General features: G+C 60.9%; 30 protein-coding genes. 2 read left to right on the top strand and 28 right to left on the bottom strand.

Going from position 1 to position 21,443, the window contains the following annotated elements; translation table 11 throughout:
• Nucleotides 1–14: 14 nt before the first annotated feature.
• The 4 genes from AB7951_RS09790 to AB7951_RS09775 form a co-directional block, all read right to left on the bottom strand.
• Complete coding sequence (locus AB7951_RS09790; RefSeq protein ID WP_120291954.1) at nucleotides 15–1,472, bottom strand: RluA family pseudouridine synthase; 1,458 nt, start codon at nucleotides 1,470–1,472, stop codon at nucleotides 15–17.
• Entirely contained in the window at nucleotides 1,469–2,800 is a 1,332-nt protein-coding gene (locus AB7951_RS09785; RefSeq protein WP_120291952.1) for a replication-associated recombination protein A, read from the bottom strand. Before AB7951_RS09785 ends, AB7951_RS09790 begins: the two co-directional genes overlap by 4 nt.
• Entirely contained in the window at nucleotides 2,797–4,209 is a 1,413-nt protein-coding gene (locus AB7951_RS09780) for a DegQ family serine endoprotease (RefSeq protein ID WP_120292498.1), read from the bottom strand. The genes AB7951_RS09785 and AB7951_RS09780 overlap by 4 nt, the downstream gene beginning before the upstream one ends.
• A gap of 65 nt (nucleotides 4,210–4,274) precedes the next feature.
• Entirely contained in the window at nucleotides 4,275–4,679 is a 405-nt protein-coding gene (locus tag AB7951_RS09775; protein ID WP_093761224.1) for a winged helix-turn-helix transcriptional regulator, read from the bottom strand.
• A gap of 119 nt (nucleotides 4,680–4,798) precedes the next feature.
• Between AB7951_RS09775 and AB7951_RS09770 the strand changes: the two genes are divergently transcribed.
• Complete coding sequence (locus tag AB7951_RS09770; RefSeq protein WP_115029369.1) at nucleotides 4,799–5,812, top strand: zinc-binding alcohol dehydrogenase family protein; 1,014 nt, start codon at nucleotides 4,799–4,801, stop codon at nucleotides 5,810–5,812.
• Nucleotides 5,813–6,177: 365 nt separating this feature from the next.
• On the top strand, nucleotides 6,178–7,623 hold the full coding sequence (locus AB7951_RS09765; RefSeq protein ID WP_439058841.1) for a porin: 1,446 nt from the start codon (nucleotides 6,178–6,180) through the stop codon (nucleotides 7,621–7,623).
• A 109-nt stretch (nucleotides 7,624–7,732) separates the two neighbouring features.
• Here the strand turns inward: AB7951_RS09765 and AB7951_RS09760 are convergent, their stop codons facing one another.
• The 24 genes from AB7951_RS09760 to rplB form a co-directional block, all read right to left on the bottom strand.
• A complete protein-coding gene (locus tag AB7951_RS09760; protein ID WP_120291950.1) occupies nucleotides 7,733–8,527 on the bottom strand; it encodes an SDR family NAD(P)-dependent oxidoreductase in 795 nt (264 codons plus the stop codon).
• A gap of 136 nt (nucleotides 8,528–8,663) precedes the next feature.
• The gene (gene rplQ, locus AB7951_RS09755) at nucleotides 8,664–9,077 is read right to left on the bottom strand and encodes a 50S ribosomal protein L17 (RefSeq protein WP_068731449.1); all 414 of its coding nucleotides are present in this window, start codon (nucleotides 9,075–9,077) and stop codon (nucleotides 8,664–8,666) included.
• A gap of 122 nt (nucleotides 9,078–9,199) precedes the next feature.
• Nucleotides 9,200–10,231, bottom strand: coding sequence for a DNA-directed RNA polymerase subunit alpha (locus AB7951_RS09750; RefSeq protein ID WP_089268181.1), 1,032 nt, complete (start codon nucleotides 10,229–10,231; stop codon nucleotides 9,200–9,202).
• A 99-nt stretch (nucleotides 10,232–10,330) separates the two neighbouring features.
• Nucleotides 10,331–10,720: a 30S ribosomal protein S11 gene (gene rpsK / locus AB7951_RS09745; protein WP_068731453.1), complete on the bottom strand. Its 390-nt coding sequence runs from the start codon at nucleotides 10,718–10,720 to the stop codon at nucleotides 10,331–10,333.
• 108 nt (nucleotides 10,721–10,828) lie between these two features.
• A complete protein-coding gene (gene rpsM, locus AB7951_RS09740; protein WP_068731455.1) occupies nucleotides 10,829–11,197 on the bottom strand; it encodes a 30S ribosomal protein S13 in 369 nt (122 codons plus the stop codon).
• Nucleotides 11,198–11,376: 179 nt separating this feature from the next.
• On the bottom strand, nucleotides 11,377–12,306 hold the full coding sequence (locus AB7951_RS09735) for an adenylate kinase (protein ID WP_120291948.1): 930 nt from the start codon (nucleotides 12,304–12,306) through the stop codon (nucleotides 11,377–11,379).
• On the bottom strand, nucleotides 12,303–13,634 hold the full coding sequence (secY, locus tag AB7951_RS09730; protein ID WP_089268179.1) for a preprotein translocase subunit SecY: 1,332 nt from the start codon (nucleotides 13,632–13,634) through the stop codon (nucleotides 12,303–12,305). Before secY ends, AB7951_RS09735 begins: the two co-directional genes overlap by 4 nt.
• A 150-nt stretch (nucleotides 13,635–13,784) precedes the next feature.
• Nucleotides 13,785–14,270, bottom strand: a complete 486-nt coding sequence (gene rplO, locus AB7951_RS09725; RefSeq protein WP_068731461.1) for a 50S ribosomal protein L15 — start codon at nucleotides 14,268–14,270, stop codon at nucleotides 13,785–13,787.
• Between the two features lie 115 nt (nucleotides 14,271–14,385).
• A complete protein-coding gene (rpmD, locus tag AB7951_RS09720; RefSeq protein WP_068731463.1) occupies nucleotides 14,386–14,580 on the bottom strand; it encodes a 50S ribosomal protein L30 in 195 nt (64 codons plus the stop codon).
• An 80-nt stretch (nucleotides 14,581–14,660) separates the two neighbouring features.
• Entirely contained in the window at nucleotides 14,661–15,233 is a 573-nt protein-coding gene (rpsE, locus tag AB7951_RS09715; RefSeq protein ID WP_068731465.1) for a 30S ribosomal protein S5, read from the bottom strand.
• Nucleotides 15,234–15,320: 87 nt separating this feature from the next.
• Nucleotides 15,321–15,683 carry a 50S ribosomal protein L18 gene (rplR, locus tag AB7951_RS09710; RefSeq protein WP_068731467.1) on the bottom strand — a complete coding sequence of 121 codons (363 nt, stop codon included), beginning with the start codon at nucleotides 15,681–15,683 and terminating at the stop codon, nucleotides 15,321–15,323.
• Nucleotides 15,684–15,694: 11 nt separating this feature from the next.
• On the bottom strand, nucleotides 15,695–16,228 hold the full coding sequence (gene rplF, locus AB7951_RS09705; RefSeq protein ID WP_089268177.1) for a 50S ribosomal protein L6: 534 nt from the start codon (nucleotides 16,226–16,228) through the stop codon (nucleotides 15,695–15,697).
• Between the two features lie 13 nt (nucleotides 16,229–16,241).
• Entirely contained in the window at nucleotides 16,242–16,640 is a 399-nt protein-coding gene (rpsH, locus tag AB7951_RS09700; protein ID WP_089268176.1) for a 30S ribosomal protein S8, read from the bottom strand.
• Between the two features lie 12 nt (nucleotides 16,641–16,652).
• Nucleotides 16,653–16,958 (bottom strand): 30S ribosomal protein S14, encoded by a 306-nt coding sequence (gene rpsN, locus AB7951_RS09695; protein WP_089268175.1) that lies wholly within the window; start codon nucleotides 16,956–16,958, stop codon nucleotides 16,653–16,655.
• 43 nt (nucleotides 16,959–17,001) lie between these two features.
• Complete coding sequence (rplE, locus tag AB7951_RS09690; protein WP_120291946.1) at nucleotides 17,002–17,562, bottom strand: 50S ribosomal protein L5; 561 nt, start codon at nucleotides 17,560–17,562, stop codon at nucleotides 17,002–17,004.
• A complete protein-coding gene (gene rplX / locus AB7951_RS09685; protein WP_068731477.1) occupies nucleotides 17,555–17,869 on the bottom strand; it encodes a 50S ribosomal protein L24 in 315 nt (104 codons plus the stop codon). Before rplX ends, rplE begins: the two co-directional genes overlap by 8 nt.
• Nucleotides 17,869–18,237, bottom strand: a complete 369-nt coding sequence (rplN, locus tag AB7951_RS09680; protein WP_068731479.1) for a 50S ribosomal protein L14 — start codon at nucleotides 18,235–18,237, stop codon at nucleotides 17,869–17,871. The genes rplX and rplN overlap by 1 nt, the downstream gene beginning before the upstream one ends.
• A 41-nt stretch (nucleotides 18,238–18,278) precedes the next feature.
• Nucleotides 18,279–18,527 (bottom strand): 30S ribosomal protein S17, encoded by a 249-nt coding sequence (rpsQ, locus tag AB7951_RS09675; RefSeq protein WP_089268173.1) that lies wholly within the window; start codon nucleotides 18,525–18,527, stop codon nucleotides 18,279–18,281.
• 10 nt (nucleotides 18,528–18,537) lie between these two features.
• Nucleotides 18,538–18,747, bottom strand: a complete 210-nt coding sequence (gene rpmC / locus AB7951_RS09670; RefSeq protein ID WP_089268172.1) for a 50S ribosomal protein L29 — start codon at nucleotides 18,745–18,747, stop codon at nucleotides 18,538–18,540.
• Between the two features lie 4 nt (nucleotides 18,748–18,751).
• Nucleotides 18,752–19,165: a 50S ribosomal protein L16 gene (gene rplP / locus AB7951_RS09665; RefSeq protein ID WP_089268171.1), complete on the bottom strand. Its 414-nt coding sequence runs from the start codon at nucleotides 19,163–19,165 to the stop codon at nucleotides 18,752–18,754.
• Between the two features lie 32 nt (nucleotides 19,166–19,197).
• Nucleotides 19,198–19,896, bottom strand: a complete 699-nt coding sequence (gene rpsC, locus AB7951_RS09660; RefSeq protein ID WP_068731624.1) for a 30S ribosomal protein S3 — start codon at nucleotides 19,894–19,896, stop codon at nucleotides 19,198–19,200.
• Nucleotides 19,897–19,915: 19 nt separating this feature from the next.
• Entirely contained in the window at nucleotides 19,916–20,302 is a 387-nt protein-coding gene (gene rplV, locus AB7951_RS09655; RefSeq protein WP_068731486.1) for a 50S ribosomal protein L22, read from the bottom strand.
• A 10-nt stretch (nucleotides 20,303–20,312) separates the two neighbouring features.
• Entirely contained in the window at nucleotides 20,313–20,591 is a 279-nt protein-coding gene (gene rpsS / locus AB7951_RS09650; RefSeq protein ID WP_089268170.1) for a 30S ribosomal protein S19, read from the bottom strand.
• 12 nt (nucleotides 20,592–20,603) lie between these two features.
• The gene (rplB, locus tag AB7951_RS09645; protein WP_068731490.1) at nucleotides 20,604–21,437 is read right to left on the bottom strand and encodes a 50S ribosomal protein L2; all 834 of its coding nucleotides are present in this window, start codon (nucleotides 21,435–21,437) and stop codon (nucleotides 20,604–20,606) included.
• Between the last annotated feature and the right edge of the window lie 6 nt (nucleotides 21,438–21,443).

Genomic DNA, 21,443 nt, shown 5'->3' with positions numbered 1-21,443 from the left:
AGCCCGACAACGCCCTACTCTTCCGGTGCGTTCTCGATCGGATCGAACCGGTCGTGTTCGAGACCGAGCAAGTTCCACGATTGCAGCATATGCGGCGGCAGCGGCGCCGTCGCGTCGATCACGCCGCCACGCGGATGCGGGATCACAATGCGGCGCGCCAGCAGATGCAAACGCTTCTGAATGCCGCCCGGCAACTGCCAGTTCTCGATGTTGAAATATTTCGGGTCGCCGACGATGGCGTGGCCGATATGCGCCATATGCGCGCGCAACTGATGCGTACGCCCCGTCACAGGCTTCAGCGACACCCATGCGAGTTTCTGCGCCGATGTTTCGACCACCGCGTAATAGGTCACCGCGTGGCTCGCGCCCTCGTCGCCATGCTTGGCGACGCGCATGATGGTGTCTTCTTCGTTTTCTTCCTTCGCCAGGTAGGTCGAGATGCGTCCCTGCTTCGGCTTCGGTACGCCGGCAACCAGCGCCCAGTAGATTTTTCGCGCAGAGCGCTCGCGGAACGCGCCGGTGAGCTTGGTCGCCGCAAACCGCGTCTTGGCGATCAGCAGGCAGCCCGACGTTTCCCGGTCGAGACGGTGCACCAGGCGCGGCTTCTGTCCCTTGGCGTCGCGCATCACCTCCAGCATCATGTCGACGTGACGCGTCATGCCCGAGCCGCCCTGCACCGCGAGGCCGGCCGGCTTGTTCAGCACCATGACGTCGGCGTCTTCGTAGATCGTCATCTCCTTGAGCGCCTGCAGAGTCTTGTTGGCAGCTTCGGAGAGTTCACCGACGACCTTCGGCGCATCGAGCTTCAGCGGCGGAATACGGACAGTCTGCCCCTCTTCCAGCCGATCCTTGCTGTCAGCACGCTTGCCGTTCACGCGCAGCTCGCCTTTGCGGACGATGCGCTGAATATGGGAGAATGACAGGCCGGGGAAATGCGCTTCGAGAAAGCGATCGACGCGCATGCCATTCTCATCAGGCGTAACAATGACGTTCTGCACGGCGGTGGGCAGCGGCGCCGGCGCAACTTCCGGCTTCGCCGGTTCTTCATCGAGATAAGGCGCGGGCATCCGCGGCTCACGCAGCGGCGCGTTGCCATAACGCGGCGCGGCCTTGCCGCCCGGACGCGAACCGGAAGGACGCGGGCTTGGTGGACGCTTGCCGGCCGGACGCTCGGAGCGCTGCGGCGCATCGAAGCGCTCGGCTCGTTCGGCACGCTGAGGGCGTTCGGATCGCTCGGACCGCTCCGGCCGCTCGGCCCACTCCGAGCGTTCACCGGCGCGCGCACGCGGCGGACGCGCGCTCATCGGGCGATCGCTGCTCACGCGGCCGGCCTTGCCGAACGACGGCCGCTCGCCCTTCGACGCGGCGGCTTTGGAGGCAGCGCCCTTCGGCGCAGCCCCTTTCCGCGGTGCCTTGCTGCGCTCACCACCGGGACCACGCTTGGCGAGAGGCTTCTTGTCGCGACGGCTCATGATTGTCTCTCGTTCCTCAGTCTGGTCCAGTAATCCAGCCGCTTGCGAATCTCGCGTTCGAACCCGCGCTCCGGCGGATCATAGAAGGTCTGACGCCCCAAGGCTTCCGGGAAATAGTCTTGGCCAGAGAAAGCTTCGGGCGTGTCGTGGTCGTATTGGTACCCGTCGCCATAGCCTTCGGACTTCATCAGCTTGGTCGGCGAGTTGAGGATGTGTTTCGGCGGCAGCAGCGAGCCACCCTCTTTCGCAGCCCGCATCGCGGCCTTGTAGGCCATATAGGCAGCGTTCGATTTCGGCGCGGTGGCGATGTAGATCACGGCCTGGGCGATGGCGAGTTCGCCTTCGGGATGGCCGAGAAAATCATAGGCATCCTTGGCGGCGTTGCAGATCACCAGCGCCTGCGGATCGGCGAGACCGATGTCCTCCACCGCCATCCGCACCACGCGGCGCGCCAGGAACAGCGGATCCTCGCCGGCGTCTAACATCCGGCACAGGTAATACAGCGCTGCGTCGGGATCGCTGCCGCGCACCGACTTATGCAGCGCCGAGATCAGATTGTAGTGGCCATCGGCCGACTTGTCGTAGATCGGCGCACGGCGTTGCAGGATGTCCTGCAGTTGCGCGGCATTGAAGATCTCATTGGTCCGCGCGGCGCGCCAGACTTCTTCCACCAAAGTCAATGCAGCGCGGCCATCGCCATCGGCCATGCGCACCAGCACGGCGCGCGCCTCGGCATCGAGCGGCAATGCACGGCCTTCGACCTTCTCCGCATGCGCGAACAGTTTCTCGATGGCGGCCGCATCCAGCGACTGGAACACCAGCACACGCGCGCGCGACAGAAGAGCGGCGTTAAGTTCGAAGGATGGATTCTCGGTGGTGGCGCCGACCAATACCACGGTGCCGTCTTCCATGACCGGCAAGAATGAATCCTGCTGCGCCTTGTTAAAGCGATGCACCTCGTCGACGAACAGCAGCGTGCCCTTGCCCATCTCGCGGCGGGCGCGCGCGGCTTCAAATACTTTCTTCAGATCGGCAACACCGGAGAACACCGCCGAAATCTGCTCGAACTGCAATTCAGTGGCATCGGCCAGCAGGCGCGCGACGGTGGTCTTGCCGGTGCCTGGCGGTCCCCAGAACACCAGCGAACCCAGCGTGCGGGTTTCCAGCATGCGCGTCAGCGCACCATCGGGCCCGAGGATGTGATCCTGCCCGACCACATCGGACAGCACACGCGGCCGCAGCCGCTCCGGCAGCGGACGCGGCGCGTCCTGCTCCAGCCCGGCTGCGGCAAACAGGTTTGCAGAAGGCGTGGGTTGTTTCGGGCTCATCCGCCGAGTGTAACGTTGATCTGCTGACCGCCGCGCACTACCACAATGCGCCACAGCCGCGCGCCCTCGCGCGTCACCTTGTCGAGATCGCTGGTCTTGCCGATCTTGGTGCCGTTGACCGCGATGATCAGATCGCCCTTCTGGAAGCCGACGCCAGCCGCAGTGGCCGTATCGGTCAACTCTGTAATGACGACGCCTTCGGTGCTGGAATCCAGCCGCAACTCGTCGGCAACGGCCGGCGAGATATTGGCGACCTTGGCGCCCTGGAACGGCGAACGCGCCGTCAGCGTGATCTCATCGCGGCCGGTGTCGGGCGCAGCTTCGAGCGCAACGGTCAACTTCACCGGCTTGCCACTGCGTTGCGCATCGAGCTGCGCGGTGCCGCCGAGCGGCCGCGTCGCGAAGCGATACTCGAACGCATTCGGATCCTCGATGGCCTGGCCATCGATGGCAGTCACGAGATCGGAGACCTTGAGGCCGGCCTTCGCAGCCGGGCTGTTCGCGGTGACGTTGACGACCAGCGCGCCGGATGGCGTCTTGAGCCCGAGCGTCTCGGCGATCTCGGGCGTGATGTTCTGCAGCCGCGCGCCGAGCCACGGACGCTTCACGGCCTTGCCGCCTGATTTGGCGGAGGCCACGACGACGCGCACCATATTCGCCGGGATCGCAAAGCCGATACCCTGCGAACCGCCGGAGCGCGAGAAGATCGCGGTGTTCACGCCAACCAGCTTGCCGGTCATGTCGACCAGCGCGCCACCGGAATTGCCGGGATTGATCGCAGCATCGGTCTGGATGAAGAACTGATAGTCGGTGATGCCGACTTGCGTGCGCGCCAGCGCGGACACGATGCCGTGGGTCACGGTCTGGCCAACGCCGAACGGATTGCCGATCGCGAGCACGACATCGCCGACCAGCAAATCGTCGGAGTTGGAGAAATCCAGCGTCGGGAATTTCTCCTTGCTGTCCTTGATGCGCAGCACCGCCAGATCGGTGCGGCTGTCCTTGAGCACGATCTCGGCCTCGAACTCGCGCTTGTCCGCCAGTGACACCTTCACCTGGTCGGCGCCTTCGATGACGTGGTTGTTCGTAACGACGAGGCCCGATGCGTCGACCATCACACCCGAACCGAGCGAACGCTGCATCTGCTCCGGCTGCATGCCCTGGCCGCCGAAGAAGCGGCGGAACACCGGATCGTCCAGCAACGGATTGCGATTCTGCACCGTCTTGGCCGCATAGACATTCACCACGGCCGGCTGCACCCGCTGCACGATCGGCGCGTAGGACAACTTCATTTCCGTGGGCGAAGTCGGGACCCGGCGATCTTGTGCAACAGCCGGCGCGAGTGCGGACGACAGGACTATGGCGCACAGAGCGGAAGCGGTCGCAGCGTTGCGGAAAAATGGGATCATCATGGCCTCTTTGAGGAAATCGCGGCGAATATAGGCTGCTGAGCGGGGCAATAGAAGGGCGGGAACTAGCTTGCGTCCGCCGGCACATCCTTCTCCACCGGCGCCTTTTTGCGCGGCTGGGGCGCTACGGCCGCGGCCGACTTCTGGCGCATCTTGTGCGCATCACCCCACGCCTTGAGGGCATCGATGACCGGGCGCAATCCTAGCCCGGTTTCCGACAGTGCATATTCGACCCGCGGCGGGACCTCGGCATAGACCGTCCGGACGATCAGCCCATCCTCCTCGAGCGCGCGCAGCTGTTTGGTCAGCATGCGTTGGGTGATCCGTGGCATCAGCTTGCGCAGCTCGCCGAAACGCAGCCGCCCCTGCTGCAGATGGTACAGGATCACGCCCTTCCATTTGCCGTCGATCAGATCGAGCGTCACCTCGACCGGACAGCCCGGCCCATTGCCGAAATCACGCCGTTTCATCGCAAATACCCAATAGTATCCATTCGGTGACTATATCCCTGAAATGACAGTACTTGCAATTATTGTCGCCTCGGGACACCTCTTCGGGACATTCCCGCCAGGAGCATGGAGCGCACCCAATGAAGGCAGTCGGCTACACCAAATCCCTCCCGATCGACGCAACTGACGCATTGGTCGATTTCGAGGCTCCGAAGCCCGAACCGACCGGTCGCGACATCCGCGTATCGGTAAAGGCGATCTCGGCCAATCCCGTCGATTTCAAGGTGCGCAAGCGCGCGGCGCCGCCGACCGGCGAAACCAAGATCCTCGGCTATGACGCTGCCGGCGTCGTCGATGCTGTCGGCCCCGATGTGACGATGTTCAAGCCGGGCGACGAGGTGTTCTATGCCGGCTCGATCCAGCGCCAGGGCACCAATGCAGAGTTCCATCTGGTCGATGAGCGCATTGTCGGCCGCAAGCCCTCCTCGCTTTCCTTCGCACAGTCCGCGGCGTTGCCGCTCACCGCGATCACCGCCTGGGAACTGCTTTTCGATCGGCTCGGCGTCGCACCCGGCAAGAGCCTCGATCCACGCACGCTGCTCATCATGGGCGGTGCCGGCGGTGTCGGCTCGATCCTCGTCCAGCTCGCACGCCGCCTCACCGGCCTCACCGTTGTGGCAACGGCATCGCGGCCCGAGACGATCAAGTGGTGCCAGGATCTCGGCGCACATGCGGTGATCGATCACAGCAAGCCGCTGAAGGAGCAGATCGACGCATTGAAACTGCCGCCGGTCTCACTCGTCGCCAGCCTCACGGGGACGGAACAGCACTACAAGGCGCTTGCCGACCTGATCGCACCGCAGGGCAAGTTGGGGCTGATCGACGATCCCGTTGAATTCAACATGTCCGCGTTCAAGGGCAAGGCCGTCTCGGTGCACTGGGAATCCATGTTCACGCGATCGTCATTCCAGACGCCCGACATGATCGCGCAGCATTACCTCCTCAACGACGTCGCAGATCTCATCGACAAGGGCGTGCTGCGCACCACGCTCGACAAGACCTTCGGCACCATCAATGCCGCGAATCTCAAGCGCGCGCATGCGCTGCTCGAATCCGGCAAGTCGCACGGCAAGATCGTGCTCGAAGGCTGGTGATCACGGAACTGCTACCCACGAAATTCCCGCCTGGAGACACCTACGATAACAGAGCGCATCCATGGATGCGCTCTTCTCATATAATAGCTAATTACGATAGCTAATTATCTAAATCGCTTGTGATCGAAAAGCGACACCGCGGTGTCGTTCACTACAATGCGATGCGGGTTTTACAGAACTGTCGCAAAGCTTGCCTAATTTGCCCGCGAGCTCAACGGTAGCTCGCTTGTTAAATGTGAACGGCGCCTGGCGAGAGCCTCCGGACGTTCTCTTTCGCAAGATCACAAACACAGATCCATACGCGTCCATCACCTGCGGAGCAATTCGCGGGGCGTGTCGGATTTTGTCTTCTACAGGGGTACTCCATGTCTTTCACGACACACAAAATCCTGGGCACACTCGGCGTGATCGGCGCGCTGGCCGCAGGCCCGGCGCATGCGCAGTCATCGAATGATGAGATCGCCGTATTGAAAGCGCAGCTCCGCGCGCTGGAAAAGAAGCTCGATAACGTTCAGAAGCAGGCCAACACCACGCAAAAGCAGACGGAATCGGTCAAGCAGAATTTTGCGAATGCCAACGCTGCCATGCACAAGAAGGCTGTGCCCTTCATCAACGCGAACCTGACGATGCCCGGCAACCGTCCGACCTTCTGCACCGACGACGGTCTGAACTGCATCGCCATCACCGGCCGTCTGCACCTCGACACCGCCGCCTATTCGTTCTCGCCGAAGTCCGCCGGCACCAGTCCCCAGAGCGTGAATGACGGCATCAACGCCCGTCGTGCCCGCCTCGGCCTGATCGGCACCTTCAACAAGGATTGGGAATACGGCGTGATCGTCGATGCCGGCGGCACCACCGATGGCGACGTCACGCTCAACAACGCCTATGTCGCCTATAAGGGCATCAAGGGCTTGCTGATCCAGGGCGGCTATATCGACGTGCCGTATACGCTGGATGAAGCGACCAGCTCGAACAACATCATGTTCATGGAACGCGCAGCTTCACAGGTTCTCGCGACCAGCCTCGCGGCAGGCGACAACCGCGCCGCGTTCGGTGGTCAGGTATTCGGCGATCAATACTGGGTCGGCGCTTACGTGACCGGTCCGACGACCGGCCTCAACGTCAATCACAGCCAGCCGCAGCCGCTCGGCGCCACCTTCCGCGCCGTCGGTCTGCCGATCAACAACGAAGTCGGCACCGTCCTCGTCGGTTTCGACGCGCTGTATCTCGCCCAGACCGGTGGAGTGACCAACAACACACTCGGCATGTCCGATCGCATCGAAGTTCGCGTCGATCCGGCGACCAACGCATTGCTTAACACCGGCACTATGAACTTCGTGAACAATGCCCGTGTGCTGAGCGGTGAAGCCGCCGTCAAGTTCGGCAGCTTCATGGCATCGGGCGAATACTTCGACTACAACATCCAGCGCAGCAACGGTCTGTCCGACCTGAGCTTCAATGGCGGTTACGGCCAGGCCAGCTACGTCATCACCGGCGAACAGCACAAGTACAACACATCGGCCGGTGCCTTCGGCGGCATCAACCCGGCTCGCCCGGTCAACTTCGCAACCGGCGATCTCGGTGCGTGGGAACTGGCGGTGCGCTACAGCTATGCCAGCCTGAATGACGGCGTCATTCGTGGCGGTGAACTGAAGAACACCACGGTCGGCGTGAATTGGTATGTGAACCAGAACATGCGCTTCATGTTCAACTGGATCCACGGCACCGTCGACAAGTTCGCCGTCAACAGCAACGTGAATACCGGTGCTGACTACGACGTGTTCGCGATGCGCACCCAGGTAGCCTTCTAAGCGCAAAACGCTTCTGTAATCCTCCAGGTTCGGGGCTGCATGCCCACGGTCCCACAACGAACAAAGGCGGCGCTTCGGCGCCGCCTTTTTATCTTTGCGGGGCGTAGGCTTATGCGATGGTCTGGACGATCCCGCCTTCCGCACGCAGCGCTGCACCGTTGGTCACTGACGCCTCCTTCGACGAGACATAGACGACCATGTTCGCGATCTCCTCGACGGTGGCGAAGCGCTGGATCAGCGACGTCGAGCGGTGCTGCTTGACGAAGTTGGAAGCAGCCTCTTCGACCGATTGCCCATTCTGTTTGGCGAGATCCTTGACGAAGGTCTCCACGCCCTCCGACATGGTCGGTCCGGGCAGCACCGAGTTGACTGTCACCGCCGTGCCCTTGGTGAGCTCCGCGAGACCACGCGAGATCGCGAGCTGTGCTGTCTTCGTCATCCCGTAGTGGATCATCTCGCCGGGAATGTTCAGTCCGGACTCCGATGAGATGAAAACGATGCGGCCCCAGTTGCGCTTCAGCATACCCTGCATGTAGGCGCGCGATAGACGGATGCCCGACATCACATTGACCTCGAAGAAGCGCGTCCAGTCCTCGTCGGGAATGTCGAAGAAGCCCTTGGGCTCGAAGATACCGGCATTGTTGATGAGGATATCGACCTCGGGGAGTGCCGACGCGAGCGCATTGCAGCCCTCCGCTGTCGACACGTCGGCAGCGACGCCTTTCACCTTGGCCCCGGGCACGGCCTTGGTGATCGCAGCGATTGCCGCGTCCACCTTGCCCTGACTGCGGCCGTTCACAACAACCTGAGCGCCAGTGGCGGCCAGGCCCTTGGCAATGGCGTGACCAATGCCCGAGGTCGAGCCCGTCACGAGTGCCGTCTTGCCCGTCAGATCGATTTTCATATGCGTACTCCGGTTTGAATGACGGAGCTGATATCGGAACGCGGATTGAAAGATGCAACTGCATCCAAAAGACGAAAGCACAACAAAAAAGCGGCGCACAAGGCGCCGCTTTTCCGAAATTCTGATGTGACGTGGCTTACGCCGCTTCTGCCGAGCCCTGCACCGGACCCGAATCCTTGCCCTTGGCATCTTCGTCGCGATCGACGAATTCGATCAGAGCCATCGGGGCGTTGTCGCCGTAGCGGAAGCCGGCCTTGATGATGCGGGTGTAGCCACCCTGACGATCAGCGTAGCGCTTGGCCAGCACGTCGAACAGCTTGCGAACCTGATCCTGGTCCTTCATCTCGCTGATAGCCTGGCGGCGCATGTGGAGGCCGCCCTTCTTGCCGAGGGTGACGAGCTTCTCCACGATCGGGCGGAGCTCCTTGGCCTTCGGAAGCGTGGTGATGATCTGCTCGTGCTTGATCAGCGACGCGCACATGTTGGCGAACATCGCCTTGCGATGTTCTGCGGTGCGGTTGAGCTTGCGATGAACCTTGCCGTGACGCATTGGAATATTCCTTATATTTCAGTTTGCCGCGACGGTTCGTCGGACATCATGTTGCAGGTGGGCTGCCTGCGTTCGCCCATAACGACATGGCCGGGACAACCCGGCCACGCCGCTCGTGATGCTTAGTAGTGATCTTCGAAGCGCTTGGCCAACTCGTCGATATTTTCCGGCGGCCAACCGGGCACTTCCATACCGAGGTGCAGACCCATCTGGGCGAGCACTTCCTTGATTTCGTTCAGCGACTTGCGGCCGAAGTTCGGAGTGCGGAGCATTTCTGCTTCCGACTTCTGAACGAGGTCGCCGATGTAAACGATGTTGTCGTTCTTCAGGCAGTTTGCCGAACGCACCGAGAGCTCGAGTTCGTCGACCTTCTTGAGGAAAGCCGGGTTGAAAGCGAGATCCGGAATGACTTCCTGAGCAACTTCCTTGCGGGGCTCTTCGAAGTTCACGAACACGTTGAGCTGGTCCTGCAGGATGCGCGCGGCGTAAGCGACCGCGTCATCCGGCGTCAGCGCGCCGTTGGTCTCGATGGTCATCGTCAGCTTGTCGTAATCGAGGATCTGGCCCTCACGGGTGTTCTCGACCTTGTACGACACCTTGCGAACCGGCGAGTACAGGCTGTCGATCGGGATCAGGCCGATCGGCGCGTCTTCCGGACGGTTATGCTCGGCAGCGACGTAGCCCTTGCCGCCGGCAACGGTAAATTCCATGCGGATCTCGGCGCCCTCGTCGAGGGTGCAGATCTGCAGGTCGGGATTGAGAACGGTCACATCGCCGACAGTCTGAATGTCGCCGGCGGTCACGACGCCCGGGCCCTGCTTCTTCACGACCATGCGCTTCGGGCCTTCGCCCAGCATCTTGATCGAGATGTCCTTCACGTTCAGCACGATGTCGGTGACGTCTTCACGCACGCCGGCAATCGAGGAGAATTCATGCAGCACGCCGTCGATGTGCACCGACTGCACGGCAGCGCCCTGCAGCGAGGACAGCAGGATGCGGCGGAGTGCGTTACCGAGGGTCTGGCCGAAACCACGCTCGAGCGGTTCGGCGACCAGGGTCGCAAAACGGGTTGGATCGCTGCCAGGGGTTACCTGCAGCTTGTTCGGCCGGATAAGTTCTTGCCAATTTTTCTGGATCGTCACTGTGTCACCCATGCCATCAAACTCACTGGCGTTGGAGATCGCGGATCAGTCCGCGTAAGTCGCATCGCAAAAGCGATCGCGGGCAGCCGAGCCACCCGCGATCAAAAAGTATCAAACGCGCCGACGCTTGCGCGGGCGGCAACCGTTATGCGGGATCGAGGTCACGTCGCGGATCGAGGTGACCGTGAAGCCCGCGGCCTGCAGAGCGCGGAGAGCCGATTCACGACCCGAACCCGGACCGCCGACTTCGACTTCCAGCGTGCGCATGCCGTGTTCCTGCGCCTTCTTCGACACGTCTTCAGCAGCAACCTGCGCTGCGTACGGGGTCGACTTGCGCGAGCCCTTGAAGCCCATCGTGCCAGCCGACGACCAGGCAATCGTGTTGCCCTGCGCGTCGGTGATGGTGATGGTCGTGTTGTTGAACGACGAATTCACGTGCGCGATGCCCGATGCAATGTTCTTGCGCTCGCGGCGACGAATACGTCCGGCTTCCTTTGCCATCTCTAACCTTTCTGAGGATCTCAACGCCGCCGTAATGCCAGCGGCTACACCAAAAAATAATTGCAGAAGCGGATGATCATCCGCTTCCGCAAACTCGTATTCGAAAGCTTACTTCTTCTTGCCGGCGATCGACTTGGCCGGACCCTTGCGGGTACGCGCATTGGTATGCGTGCGCTGGCCACGAACCGGCAGACCGCGACGATGACGCAGGCCGCGATAGCAGCCGAGGTCCATCAGACGCTTGATGTTCATGCCCGTCTCACGACGAAGATCGCCCTCGACCAGATAGTCGCGGTCGATGACTTCGCGGATCTGCAGAACTTCCGCGTCGCTGAGCTGATTGACGCGGCGTTCCGGAGTGATCTTTACCTTCTCGATGATATCGGCGGCGTTCTTCTGGCCGATGCCATGAATGTACTGCAGCGCGATCAGCACGCGCTTGTTGGTCGGGATGTTTACACCGGCGATACGGGCCACAACTTCTCTCCTGTCACCAGTCCATCACGAACCGGCATTATCATCATTTGTCGGGCGGGTATTCACAAACGCGAACACGACGCCCGTCCCCTGGATTTCAGTGGGGCCCGGCATCGTTGGAATCTTCCGACTGGATGAGGGCCTTATTAAAGTATTCGACTTCGTTTCGTCAACCTGCTCTAGCGTTTGACGCGCTTTTTGCCGGCTTTCTTGGCCACTTTACCGGCCTTCTTGGCCGGCTTTTTGGCCGACTTGCTGATTTTGGCCTTCGAAGCCGATTTTACAGCCTTTTTGGCTGTTTTTACCGCCTTTTTGACCGTTTTCTTGACAGTCTTCTTTACGGCTTTCTTGGCCGCCTTTGCCTTCTTGGCGACCTTTACCGGCGCCTTCTTGGCCTTCTTGACGGCCTTCACAGCTTTTTTGGCCGATTTGGCCGCTTTCTTGGCCGGAGCAGATCCACGCTTGGCGGCAGCAGCCTTCTTGGCGGGCTTGCGGGCCGGCTTCTTCGCCGACTCATCGGCGGCGAGAATCGCTGCCAGCACGCGGTTGATCTCAGCGGTTACCTCTTCGATGGTCATCATGCCATCGATGGTCACCAGCTTCCGCTTCTCCGAATAATAATGCACCAGCGGCTCGGTCGACGTGCGGTAGCTCGCCAGGCGCTTCGAAAGTACTTCCGGCGTATCGTCGATGCGCACGGTCTCGCCGCGCTCCATCATCTGCGCGACACGGGCTTCGACACGCTGCAACAGCGCGCTCTCATTGACGCGGAGCTCAACGGCAGCATCGAGATGAAGCCCCTTGGACTTCAGCAGCGCATCCAGCGCTTCGGCCTGCGGCACGGTACGCGGGAAGCCGTCCAGGATGAAGCCGTTGGCGGCATCCGGCAGCTCGATGCGATCCGAGATGATCCCGATCACAATATCATCGGGCACCAGGCCACCAGCGGCCATGATGTCCTTGGCCTTGAGGCCAACTTCGGTCTCGGCGGCCACGGCAGCACGCAGCATGTCACCGGTGGACAGCTGAACGATGTTGTGACGCTCGACAAGACGATGTGCCTGAGTTCCCTTGCCCGCCCCCGGCGGCCCGAGAAGAATCAACCTCATTTGCGCCGGCCCCTCAGCTTCGACTTGCGGATCAAACCTTCATACTGGTGCGCCAGCAGATAGCCCTGCACCTGCGCCACAGTATCCATGGTGACACTGACCACGATCAGCAGCGACGTGCCGCCGAAGTAGAACGGCACCGAGGCGTAGGAAATCAGGATCTCGGGGATCAAGCAGACCACGGCGAGATAGGCAGCGCCGAGCACAGTGATGCGCGAGAGCACATAGTCGATGTATTCCGCGGTCCGCTCACCCGGGCGAATGCCTGGGATGAAGCCGCCATGCTTCTTCAGATTGTCGGCAGTCTCGGTCGGGTTGAACACGATCGCCGTATAGAAGAACGCGAAGAACACGATCAGCGACACATACATGATCAGGAACAGCGGACGACCATGGCTGAGCTGCGTGGTCAGCCACTGGAACCACTCCGGCCCCTTGCCTGCGTTGAAGCTTGCGATGGTCGCCGGCAGCAACAGCAGCGATGACGCGAAGATCGGCGGGATCACGCCTGAGGTGTTGAGCTTCAGCGGCAGATGCGAGGACTGGCCCTCGAACATCTTGTTGCCGACCTGGCGCTTCGGATACTGGATCAGCAGGCGGCGCTGGGCGCGCTCCATGAACACGATGAAGGCGATCACGACCACGGCCATCACGATGACGACCAGGATCAGACCGGTCGACAGTGCGCCCTGACGACCCAGTTCGAGCATATTGGCGATCGCCGACGGGAGCTCTGCCACGATGCCGGCCAGAATGATCAGCGAGATGCCGTTGCCGATGCCGCGCGAGGTGATCTGCTCACCCAGCCACATCAGGAACATCGTGCCGCCGGTCAGCGTGACCGAGGTCGAGATCAGGAAGAACATGCCGGGCTCGCTGACGACATTGCCTGCGCCCTGCAGACCCGCCGCAATGGCATAGGACTGGAATGCAGCGAGGATGACAGTCAGGTAACGGGTATACTGGTTCAGCGTCTTGCGGCCCGCCTCACCCTCTTTCTTGAGAGCTTCGAGCTGGGGCGACACGGTGGTCAGCAGCTGAATGATAATCGATGCCGAAATATACGGCATGATGTTCAGCGCAAAAATCGCCATGCGGTTGATGCCGCCGCCCGCGAACATGTTGAACATGCCGAGGATGCCGCCGGCCTGCTGCTTGAACACCTGCTCCCACGCGGCCGGATCGATGCCGGGCAGCGGAATATAGGTGCCGAGCCGATAAACAAGCAGCGCACCCAGTGTGAACCAGATGCGCTTCTTCAGTTCATCGGCCTTGCCGAGGGCCGAAAAGTTGAGGTTTGCTGCTAATTGCTCTGCTGCAGAGACCATGTTTGGCTTTCTCCCGCGCCCCTTTCGCCATCATGCCCCGAAAGAGCGGGGCATGCAGCGGAGGCCGGACATTATTTGGTGCTCGGCATTGATAAAATCTACTGCCACATCACGCAAGGCCGCCCACAGACGCAGGCGATGCCGCAGATGTTACGCAGCTTCGCCGTCGGCCTTCTTCGGCGCGATGATCTTCACCGAACCGCCAGCCTTCTCGATGGCTTCGATCGCCGTCTTGGTGGCGCCGTGCACTTCGATGTTGATCTTGGCCTTGATCTCGCCACGGCCGAGAACACGCACACCAGCCTTCGAGCGGCGCAGAACGCCAGCCTTCACCAGCGATTCAGCGTTGATCACGGCCTTGATGTCGATGGTCTTCGCATCGATCGCGTCCTGGAGGCGGTCCAGGTTGATCTCGGCGTAATCGAGACGGAAGATGTTATTGAAGCCGCGCTTCGGCAGACGACGATGCAACGGCATCTGGCCGCCCTCGAAGCCCTTGATGCGGACGCCTGAACGCGCGGTCTGGCCCTTGCCGCCGCGGCCCGCGGTCTTGCCCTTGCCGGAGCCGATGCCACGGCCGACGCGCATACGCTTCTTACGGGAGCCGGCGTTATCGGCGATATCGCTGAGCTTCATCGTTCTTTTCCCTGTTTCGCCCTGTCTTCCCGAGGCTTACCGGCAGATCCGGACCTCGAAGGTCAACAGTGTCATCCCTGCGGCAACCTGGCGGCCGCAGTGAGACGACGTGAACTTACTTATCCTCGACCACGCGGACGAGGTGCTGCACTTTGGTGATCATGCCGCGAACTTCAGGGGTGTCCTGCAATTCGCTGACGCGACCGATCTTGTTGAGCTTGAGGCCGATCAGCGTAGAACGCTGCGAGTGGTGCCGGCGAATTGCGCTGGCGACCTGCTCGACCTTGATCATCTTTGCGGCCTTGGCCATCGTGATAACTCCAAAAAGTCTTTTTAGAGGGCGTGATCCTTATCAGAAAAGTGGAGATCCACTTTTCCGAATCATGCCTGTTATTCGGCAACCAGCTCGGCGTCACCGCCAACGCGGCGCGACTGCAGGGTGGACACCTTGATGTTGCGGCGAGCAGCAACCGAACGCGGCGAATCCTGATGCTTCAGCGCGTCGAAAGTGGCGCGAACCATGTTGTAGGGATTCGACGAACCGATCGACTTGGCCACCACGTCCTGGATACCCAGCGTTTCGAACACAGCGCGCATCGGACCGCCGGCGATGATGCCGGTACCAGCCGGAGCAGCACGCAGATACACGCGACCCGCGCCATGACGGCCAGCGATGTCGTGATGCAGCGTGCGACCTTCGCGCAGAGCGACGCGCGTCAGGTTGCGCTTGGCCGACTCGGTTGCCTTGCGGATTGCTTCCGGAACTTCACGGGCCTTACCGTGACCGAATCCGACCCTGCCCTTCTGATCGCCAATGACGACCAGAGCTGCAAAGCCGAAGCGCTTACCGCCCTTGACGACCTTCGCCACACGATTGATGTGGACGAGCTTGTCGACGAACTCACTATCACGCTCTTCCCGGGGGCCCCGGTCGCGTCCGCCGCGTTCGCGTTCACCTGCCATGGTGTTTTCCAATCCTTGCGAAGCTTTCGCTTCTAACCCTGTGTCCGTTCAAATCTGCAACTTGCAAATCAACGAAAGTGAAATCGCTTAGAAGCTGAGCCCGCCTTCGCGAGCTGCATCTGCCAGCGCCTTGACGCGGCCGTGGTACAGATACTGACCACGGTCGAACACCACTTCCTTGACGCCATTCTTGACCGCGCGCTCTGCCAGCAGCTTGCCGACAGCCTGCGCCGCATCGACGTCCGCACCGGTCTTGCCGGTTTCGCGCATCGCCTTCTCCAGCGACGACGCGGAAGCGAGCGTCTCGCCCTTCAGGTCGTCGATGACCTGCGCGTAGATGTGCTTCGACGAGCGGAAGATCGACAGGCGCGGACGGCCATTGGCAGTCCGGCGGAGCGAGAGCCGCACGCGTTGCTTGCGCCGGGCATTCGTAATCTTGAGTTTCGACATGACCGGCTCCGTTACTTCTTCTTGCCTTCCTTGCGGAAGATAAACTCGTCGGAATAACGTACGCCCTTGCCCTTATAAGGCTCTGGCGGACGATAGCTGCGGATCTCCGCTGCTACCTGACCGACGCGCTGCGAGTCGTTGCCGGCGACGTTGATCTCGGTCGGCTTCGGCACCGTGATGGTGATGCCTTCCGGGATCGCGTAGACGACATCGTGGCTGTAACCGAGCGCCAGCTGCAGGTTCTTGCCCTGCAGGGCCGCACGATAACCGACGCCGGTGATCTCGAGCTTCTTCTCGAAACCCTTGGTAACGCCTTCGAGCAGATTCGCGATCTGCGCGCGAGCGGTACCGTACAGTGCACGGGCGCGGTTGGTTTCGACGCGAGGAGCAACCTTGATTGCGCCCTCTTCCATCTTCACCACCACGTCGTCGTGCACGACGAACTGAAGAGCGCCCTTGGGGCCCTTCATCTTGACGGTCTGGCCTTCGACGGACGCGGTAACTCCCGCGGTCACCGCCACTGGCTTCTTGCCAACTCGTGACATGACTGATCCTTCCTCAGAACACCGTGAAGAGAACTTCACCGCCCACATTCGCGTCGCGCGCGTCGTGGTCGGCCATAATTCCCTTGGGCGTCGACAAAACGGAGATACCGAGGCCGTTCTTCACGCGCGGCAGGTTCTTCACCGAGACGTAAACGCGACGTCCTGGCTTCGAAACACGCTCGATTTCGCGGATGACCGGTTCGCCATCGAAATACTTGAGTTCGATCTCGAGTTCCGAGCGGCCCGACGAATGCTCGACGCTGGCGAAGCCACGGATGTAGCCTTCGTTCTTCAGCACTTCGAGCACGTTGGCGCGCATCTTGGAGCCCGGGGTCGAAACCTTGGACTTGGTACGCATCTGCGCATTGCGGATACGGGTGATGAGATCGCTGATTGGATCGTGGGTCGACATGTTCCGCCCCCCTTACCAGCTGGACTTCACGAGCCCGGGAACCAGGCCCTTCGAGCCCAATTCACGCAGCGCGATACGGCTGAGCTTGTTGATACGATAGACCGAATGCGGACGACCGGTGATTTCGCAACGGTTCATGATCCGAACGGGCGATGAATTGCGCGGAAGCTCGGCGAGCTTCAGCGTTGCGGCGAACCGCTCTTCCATCGGCTTGGTCTTGTCGGCGATGATGGCCTTGAGACGCGCGCGCTTCGGCGCAGCGTTCGCGGACATCTTCTTCCGACGGTTGTTCTTCTCGATCGAACTCTTCTTTGCCATGCTTGGCTCCTGGGTTACCGCGTTTGAGAAGCTTTTCAGCTACTCACTGCCGGAACGGGAAATTGAAAGCGGTCAACAAAGCGCGGGCCTCGTCGTCGGTGCGCGCAGTGGTGCACACCGTGATGTCCATGCCCAGCGGCGTATCCCCGGCCTTGTCGAAATCGATTTCCGGGAAAATGATGTGCTCTTTGAGACCGAGCGAGTAGTTGCCACGGCCGTCGAAGCTCTTGGCGTTCAGGCCACGGAAATCTCGCACGCGCGGCAGAGCGACGTTCACCAGACGATCGATGAACTCGTACATCTTCGTCTTGCGGAGAGTCACCTTGGCGCCGATCGGCTGGTTTTCACGCAGCTTGAAGGTCGCGATAGCAACGCGCGAATAGGTCACGATGGCCTTCTGACCGGCGATCAGCGACAGGTCGCTGGCAGCGGTTTCGGCCTTCTTGCGGTCGTTCACAGCTTCGCCAACGCCCATGTTCAGGACGATCTTGTCGAGGCGCGGAACCTGCATGACGTTTTCGTAGCCGAACTGTTCAGTCAGCTTGGCACGAATGGACTTGTCGTATTCGACGCGCAGGCGCGGAATGTAGACGGTCTCAGACATCGATCTCTGCTCCCGAACGCTTGGCGATGCGCACCTTGGTGCCATCAGCCTGGATCTTGAAACCAACGCGAGTCGGCTTGCCGTCCTTGCCGACGATCGCGATGTTGGACAGTTGGATCGGCGCCTCTTTCGAGATGATGCCGCCTTCCTGTGCCTGGGTCTGCTTCTGGTGACGCTTGACCAGGTTGACGCCGCGAACCAGCGCCTTGCCCTCGGTCGGGCGCACTTCAAACACTTCGCCGGTACGGCCCTTGTCGCGACCGTTCAGCACGATGACCTTGTCACCCTTGCGAATTTTGGCAGCCATTACAGCACCTCCGGCGCAAGCGAGATGATCTTCATGTGGTTCTTGGCGCGCAGCTCACGCGGCACGGGCCCGAAGATACGGGTACCGATCGGCTCGGACTGATTGTTGATCAGCACGGCAGCGTTGCGATCGAAGCGGATGACAGAGCCATCCGGGCGGCGAATGTCCTTGCGGACGCGCACGACGACCGCCTTCATGACGTCGCCCTTCTTCACCTTCCCACGTGGGATGGCTTCCTTGATCGATACGACAATTACGTCGCCAACGGATGCATAACGGCGCTTGGATCCACCAATCACCTTAATGCACATGACACGGCGTGCGCCTGAATTATCGGCCACGTCGAGGTTGGTCTGCATCTGAATCATTGATGCACCTCGTCCTCTGTTTATGCGCTAATGCGCGATTTTTAGGCAGTCTTCTTCTGTTCGCCCCGGACAACCGTCCAGTGCTTCAGCTTCGACATCGGCTTGCTCTCTTCGATCCACACCATGTCGCCCGGCTTGAACTCGTTGTTCTCGTCGTGGGCATGGTAATTTTTCGAACGGCGAATGGTCTTCTTGTAGATCGGGTGCGTAAAGCGACGGTCAACGCGAACAACAACCGTCTTGGCTTGCTTGTCGCTGACGACCACGCCCTGCAGAGTACGTTTCGGCATGTTCGGCCCCTTACTTCGACTTACCGTCGCGCTTCTGCGCGGCGATGGTCTTGATTCGTGCAATATCACGACGCGCCTCACGAAGGCGAGAGGTGTTTTCCAGCTGCCCGGTGGCGCGCTGGAAGCGCAGGTTGAAACGCTCCTTCTTCAGATTGAGGACGGCGTCGTCCATCTGATCGGGGCTCATTGCGCGGATATCGCTGGTTTTCATTTCGGCCATGGCTCTACTCCGCAATGCGCGTAACGAAACGCGTCTTGATCGGCAGCTTGGCGGCAGCGAGGGTCATCGCTTCCTTGGCAATCTGCGTGGTGACACCGTCGATCTCGAAGATCACTCGGCCTGGCTTGACGCGCGCAACCCACAGTTCCGGGGTACCCTTGCCGGAGCCCATTCGGACTTCAGCGGGCTTCTTCGAAACCGGGAGATCCGGGAACACGCGGATCCAGACGCGGCCGGCACGCTTCATGTGACGGGTCAGCGCGCGACGGGCAGCTTCGATCTGACGCGCGGTCAGACGTTCCGGCGCCATTGCCTTCAGGCCGAACTGACCGAAAGCCAGCGTGGCGCCCGAAGTCGCAACGCCGTGGATCCGGCCCTTATGCGCCTTCCGGAACTTGGTCTTCTTTGGTTGCATCATGGCTTACGCCCTCAAACCTTCTAATTAAACGCTCAAGCAGCGTCGCGACGCGGCCGGGAATTGTCACCCTCGGCCATGCGCTTGTCCTGAGCCATCGGATCGTGCTCGAGGATTTCGCCCTTGAAGATCCAGACCTTGACGCCGCAGGTGCCGAACGTCGTGAACGCGGTGGCTACGCCGTAATCGATATCCGCACGCAGCGTGTGCAGCGGCACGCGACCTTCGCGATACCATTCCATACGCGCGATTTCCGCACCGCCCAGACGACCCGAGCAGTTGATACGAATGCCTTCGGCGCCCAGACGCATGGCCGACTGCACTGCCCGCTTCATCGCACGGCGGAACGCAACGCGGCGCTCGAGCTGCTGCGCGATCGACTCGGCGACCAGGGTCGCATCGAGCTCCGGCTTGCGGATTTCGACGATGTTGATCACCACGTCCGACGAGGTGATATCGGCAACCTTCTTGCGAAGCTTGTCGATGTCGGCGCCCTTCTTGCCGATGACAACACCCGGACGAGCCGACTGAATGGTCACGCGGCACTTCTTGTGCGGGCGCTCGATGATGATCTTGGCGACGGCAGCCTGCTTGAGCTCCTTGTGCAGGATCTCGCGGATCTTGACGTCTTCGTGCAACAACTTGCCGTATTCGTTCTTGCCGGCATACCAACGTGAATCCCACGTACGGTTGATGCCAAGACGCAGACCGATTGGATTGATCTTCTGACCCATCTTATTCTCCTGCGCCTGCTTACGCTGCTGCTTCTGCTTCGACCTGACGAACGACAATCGTCAGCTGCGCAAACGGTTTAAAGATACGGCCCGAACGGCCACGGCCGCGCGGACTGAAACGCTTCATCACGATGCCCTTGCCGACATGCGCCTCGGAGACGATCAGTGCGTCAACGTCGAGGTCATGGTTGTTCTCGGCGTTAGCGATCGCCGATTCCAGGCACTTCTTCACGTCGACCGCGATCCGCTTGCGCGAGAACTGCAGGTCGGCGAGTGCAGCCGAAGCCTTGCGGCCGCGGATCATCTGCGCAACCAGGTTCAGCTTCTGCGGGCTCACGCGCAACATGCGGGCGATCGCCTTGGCCTCGTTATCCGGGAGGCTCCGTTCGCGCTTTGGCTTGCTCATGACTTAGTCCTCAGCCCTTCTTGGCTTTCTTGTCGCCGGCGTGGCCATGGAAGGTACGGGTCGGCGAGAACTCGCCGAACTTGTGACCAACCATTTCCTCGTTCACAGCGACAGGTACATGCTTCTGGCCGTTGTAAACGCCGAAGGTGAGACCCACGAACTGCGGCAAGATCGTCGAGCGACGGCTCCAGATCTTGATCACATCATGACGACCAGACGAACGAGCGGCATCTGCCTTCTTGAGCAGCGAACCCTCGACGAACGGGCCTTTCCAGACTGAACGAACCATGTCCGGCGATCCTTACTTCTTCCGCTTGTGGCGGCTGATGAGAATGAACTTGTTGGTCGACTTGTTCGACCGGGTCTTCTTGCCCTTGGTCGGCTTGCCCCAGGGCGTAACCGGGTGACGACCACCCGAGGTACGACCTTCACCACCACCGTGCGGATGGTCGATCGGGTTCATGACGACGCCGCGGTTGTGCGGACGCCAGCCGAGCCAGCGGGTACGACCGGCCTTGCCGATCGAGATGTTCATGTGATCCGGGTTCGACACAGCGCCGATGGTGGCGGTGCAACGACCGTGAACCAGGCGCTGTTCGCCCGAGTTCAGACGGATGATCACGTAATCATGGTCACGACCGACGAGCTGGGCATAGGTGCCGGCGGAACGAGCGATCTGGCCGCCCTTCCCGATCTTCATCTCGACGTTGTGGATGATCGTGCCGATCGGCATGTTGCCGAGCGGCATGACATTGCCCGGCTTCACGTCGACATAGCTGCCGGCGATGACGGTATCGCCAACGGCCAGACGCTGCGGCGCCAGGATATAAGCCTGCTCGCCATCGGTGTACTTGATCAGCGCGATGAACGCGGTGCGGTTCGGATCGTATTCCAGACGCTCGACCACGGCCGGAACGTCGACCTTGGAACGCTTGAAGTCGACGATACGATAGGACTTCTTGTGGCCACCGCCACGGAAGCGCACCGTGATGCGACCGGTGTTGTTACGACCGCCAGCCGAGTGCTTGCCTTCGGTCAGAGCCTTGACAGGCTTGCCCTTGTACAGCGCGGAACGATCCACCATGACCAGCTGACGCTGGCCGGGTGTCGTTGGGTTGAATGTCTTAAGTGCCATCGTTGA

It is taken from the genome of Tardiphaga sp. 285_C5_N1_2 (assembly GCF_052076065.1).
GTDB classification, from domain to species: Bacteria; Pseudomonadota; Alphaproteobacteria; order Rhizobiales; family Xanthobacteraceae; genus Tardiphaga; species Tardiphaga robiniae.
Note: the sequence above shows the minus strand (reverse complement) of the source record. Positions and strands in the feature narration are given on the sequence as shown.